General features: G+C 41.3%; 1 protein-coding gene. It reads left to right on the top strand.

Annotation, left to right across the window (positions count from 1 at the left end):
• Positions 1–286: efflux RND transporter periplasmic adaptor subunit (locus AAEY75_RS14630; RefSeq protein ID WP_352259969.1), on the top strand; the 286-nt coding region annotated here is incomplete at both ends.

Here is a 286-nt window from a genome sequence, read left to right as displayed (position 1 = left end):
AATCAGTTACTTGATGTCAGCATTCAGGTACCTGAAGCAATGGCGGCAGTATTAACTCAAGATATTGCCAATGGTTTAGCTGCAAAAGTTCGTTTTAGCGCATTAGATGACATGGTGTTTGATGCAAAATTTAAAGAATACTCAACTCAAGTGACGCCAGGCACACAAGCTTACGAGGTAGTGTTTTCATTACCACAACCTGACAATGTACAACTATTGCCAGGCATGAGTGCCGAATTAACTTTAGCGACGCTAAATGACTCCCCAAAAGGCTTTAGTACCATAG

The organism is Psychrobacter sp. TB55-MNA-CIBAN-0194 (assembly GCF_040309505.1).
In the GTDB taxonomy this organism is placed as follows: Bacteria; Pseudomonadota; Gammaproteobacteria; order Pseudomonadales; family Moraxellaceae; genus Psychrobacter; species Psychrobacter fozii.
This window is presented reverse-complemented; position numbering and strand designations above follow the sequence as displayed.